The organism is Emticicia agri (assembly GCF_004168285.1).
GTDB classification, from domain to species: Bacteria; Bacteroidota; Bacteroidia; order Cytophagales; family Spirosomataceae; genus Emticicia; species Emticicia agri.
Genome location: NZ_SEWF01000107.1, coordinates 1 through 3,842, shown reverse-complemented (window position 1 = coordinate 3,842; position 3,842 = coordinate 1). Strand labels below are relative to the sequence as shown.

At 45.5% G+C, this 3,842-nt stretch carries 3 protein-coding genes; all 3 read right to left on the bottom strand.

The features are described 5' to 3' along the window. Positions 1 to 1,036 (bottom strand): phage tail-like protein (locus EWM59_RS27195; protein ID WP_510186011.1); only part of this gene is annotated, 1,036 nt, incomplete at its 3' end. A 16-nt stretch (positions 1,037 to 1,052) separates the two neighbouring features. Beyond that, complete coding sequence (locus tag EWM59_RS27190; RefSeq protein ID WP_130024344.1) at positions 1,053 to 2,549, bottom strand: phage tail-like protein; 1,497 nt, start codon at positions 2,547 to 2,549, stop codon at positions 1,053 to 1,055. Positions 2,550 to 2,750: 201 nt separating this feature from the next. Then, the gene (locus EWM59_RS27185; protein WP_130024343.1) at positions 2,751 to 3,704 is read right to left on the bottom strand and encodes a polysaccharide deacetylase family protein; all 954 of its coding nucleotides are present in this window, start codon (positions 3,702 to 3,704) and stop codon (positions 2,751 to 2,753) included. Between the last annotated feature and the right edge of the window lie 138 nt (positions 3,705 to 3,842).

The following is a 3,842-nucleotide window of genomic DNA, read 5'->3' as shown; positions in this document are numbered from 1 at the left end:
CGCTCGTCATCAGGTAATAGCCATTCCAGTATCGGGCTACAAACTGGTCTGTTGCTCCACTATAGGTTACTCCCTCATTGTTGGGGTCAGAGTCGCCGATAATAAAAGCACCTGCATAATAATCTGTGTTTGCCCCATAACCCATAGCGGTAGATAAGCGACCACTCGCCGCAGTTACATATCCCATTGCTGTCGCATATTGTCCTGACGCCCACGTATGCGCACCCATAGCGGTAGCATAAGATCCACTGGCAGTAGTGTAGCCTCCGGTAGCCAGCGCACCTTCACCACTGGCAGTTGTATAGTTTCCGATAGCTGTTGTATAAGCACTACTGGCATGGGTGTTGTACCCCATAGCTGTTGACACATAACCGCTTGCGGAATTTAAATAGCCTGTAGTAGTAGATACGTATCCGGTAGCGTTGTTAAGTGCCCCCAATGCCACAGAAGCCTCATTGGTAGCGTTGTTTCCTGAGCCTAAAGCCACCGATCCTAAGCCACTGGCTGTAGTAACATTTCCCATTGCTGTTGACCATTTGCCGTTGGCTTGTGTGTCGAATCCTGATGCAAAAGAGAATAAGCCTATTTTACTGGCTGACCAGATAGAAGTATTTGACACCGTACCCGCCCTGAAAGCCGACCTGTTGGGTATCCACATCAGGCGTGTACCTGCTTCGTTTACAGGCACGGTAGGTGGGTTAGAAATAGTATCAGCAGTAAACGGGACTGCAACAGGGTTTTTAGACCAGAAACCACCGGAGTTGGTGTGCGTAATTTCATTACCTGCCATACCCGATAATTGCCAGTAATTGGCCATATTACCACCTTTGGGCAATTCAACCCATACGCCCGCTTGCCTGTACCAGTAGCTTTGCGTACCTGTATCAAAAACCAATGTGCCATTGGTGGGAGAGGCTAAAGCCGTGCGCTGGGCGGTGGTCATGCTGGGTAAAACAGTACCCGGTGTGAGGGTTGTGCTTTGCGCAAAGACTACTTTGGTAGCCAGTAATAAGAGCAGGGTATATAATTGCTTCATAAATAAAGATTGCTAATTATTTATCAGTTTGAGAGAGGGGTTGTTTTGTAGAACTATTTGTACGCAAAGACGTTTCCATAGATTCAAGTCGCACATCTAATTTCTGAATAATGGCTTTTAGCTGTCGGTTTTCGGCTTCCAGGCGAGATTCTAATTGTGCCATAGCAGCCTTTAGATATTCATTCTCCTGCTTCAAATCCTGCGTGCGTTTTTCTAATGCCTGCGAGAAGATAAACAGCAAGCCGTCCATATTGAGGGTGCTTACGGTGGTATCGTTGCCAATAGTGCCATATTTATCTTTACCGAAAGCGGTAAAAATTTCCTGTGCCATCGGTCCGTAAAAGCGTTCAGGTTTAGCTCCCTGATTTTTATAATTCCATGAGCCTAATCGTAGATTTCTTAGTTTAAATAGAAATGATTCGCCATCGGCCAGTACAATTTTTTCTTTACGGGTTGAGTCGCTGATGGCACTCCAGGCAGATTGCCCATGTGCTATCTGTACCCCTGTGCGAGCTTGATTCCCACTCGTCATCAGGTAATAGCCATTCCAGTATCTGGCTACAAACTGGTTTGTTGCGCCGCCATAGGTTACTCCCTCACCATTAGGGTCAGCATCACCCAGCATCATTACACCACTATATCCATTGGCATGTGCCTTATTGCCCAGTATCGTAGCAAAGTCTGCATTAGCAGTAATACTACTACCAATGGCGGTAGCAAACTGCCCTCCGGCATTAGCTTCGTATCCTATAGCAATGGCATAATCATTACTGGTGTTAGCCGTAAAGCCTAAGGCTACCGAGCCATAACCCCCGGCTATGGCACCGCCCCCTAAGGCAACAGCAAAAAAGTTGCTTGCCGTTGTAGCGGACCCTAAAGAGACAGAGGCAAATCCGCTGGCTGTTGCGCCATTTCCTAAGGCAGTCGCATAACTCCCACTTGCTTCCGAACTCAGACCCATAGCCGTTGATGCTTCGCCGATAGCTCTTGTGCCTCTTCCGGTAGCTACTGCATATTTCCCACTTGCCTGGTTGTCGTAGCCAGCGGCAAAAGAAAATAAGCCTATATTGGCTGCTGACCACCTGCTTACATTCGTAAGACTTACCGAGCCTACCCTGAAAGCCGAACGGTTGGGTATCCACATCAGTCGGGTACCTGCGCCTTCCACCGGAGCAGTAGGTGGATTGGAGGCATCGTTAGCAGAAGAGATAAGTCCGGTTGGGTTGGCAGACCAGAAGCCGCCTGCATTGGTATGAGTGATTTCGTTACCTGCCGCACCTGATAACTGCCAGATAGCAGGTTTGACCAACTCAACCCAGGTGTTTTGTTGCAGATACCAGTAGGTCTGGGTATCGGTATCAAAAACCAGTGTTCCGTTGACGGGCGAGGCCAGCGCCGTACGCTGGGCGGTAGTAAGGCTCGGTAAAACAGTGCCGGGTGCGAGTGTGGTGCTTTGGGCTTTTGCCTTGTTTAACAGCAGTAATAGGAAGGCGAAAAGGAGTATTTTCTTCATATTTGATATATTTTAGTCAATACTCAAATATATTTAATTTACTGCCAGAAACCTTTAGATTTTTACTGAGTGGTTTTTAGGATGAGCATAACTCATTTTTTGCCGAGCTGATTTTATAGAACTCTTCTTTTACCCGTGCCACGCCTACACTCGTCCGAATGTAGGCACGGTCGTCGCACGATGGAACGGGGTCTGGTGCGGTTATAAGCCCAACTTATCCATCATCGGTTTTTCGTATGCACCATCTTCGGCAGGGTATCTGAGTGCTTTTTCAAATTTGCCCGATTTTTTGGCTAATGCCCAGATGAGACTTTCTCCTGCCGGAATATTGCCCGGTACTTCTTCATAAATCTTATCCTGATAGGCTTTATCGGCGTCGGTGATTTCCCAGCCGTTGGCCGTAAAATGCTTAATCAGGTCGTCGAGAAAGAGGGCAGAGGCGATGTTATGATGCAGAAGCAGGACATGATTGATGCGCCTGCCTGTAAGCTGATACGCCAGAGAATCGTAAAATAAAGCACGGTTGAGCAAATGGCTTTTATAGTATTCCCTGAACCCCGAAATATCAGCCTTAGGGTTTTCATTCAATCGTTTCAGCAATCGGCCTGCCACATACCAGTCTGAAGCATCAATGCTTACGTGTCCGTTTTTATAGCCTTTCAGCGTCATAAACTCTCTGAATCCTTCTACTTTTTCTTTGCTATTACCTTCTTTCAGGTAAGGAAATCTGAAGTACGGGTAGAAATTGCTGTATTTTCGGATAATGGCATCGTTTTTAGTGAGTTCAAGTTTAAATGCCTCTAAGGTAGTCTGCGGGCTATTAAAATTGGGGTGGGAGAAAGTATGATTGGCAATCAGGTGTCCGGCATCATTCCACGATGCTAACACGTATTTACCTTTTTCGTTGGTTTTATTTCGTCCCATCGAAAACAGAATGGCTTTTAGCTGATGTTTTTTCAGGTGAGACAATATGAGTTCATTCCACTGATGTAGCTTGTAAGGCCCCATATCGTCTATCTGTCCATCATCAAATGTAAAGGCTATTTTAGGTTTTTCTTGCTGCTGTTTTGCCGTTTGCGTATGGGTTGGGGTATTGTGATTGAAGATAAAGACAGAAATTACGGCTGAAAACAGGAAAATGAGGAGTTTGGGCATTTGTAAAATCTTAATATGTCTAATAAATGTCTAATAAATGTCAAGTAAATGTCTAATAAATGTCAAGTAAATGTCTAATAAATGTCTAATAAATGTCAAGTAAATGTCTAATAAATGTCAAGTAAATGTCTAATAAAT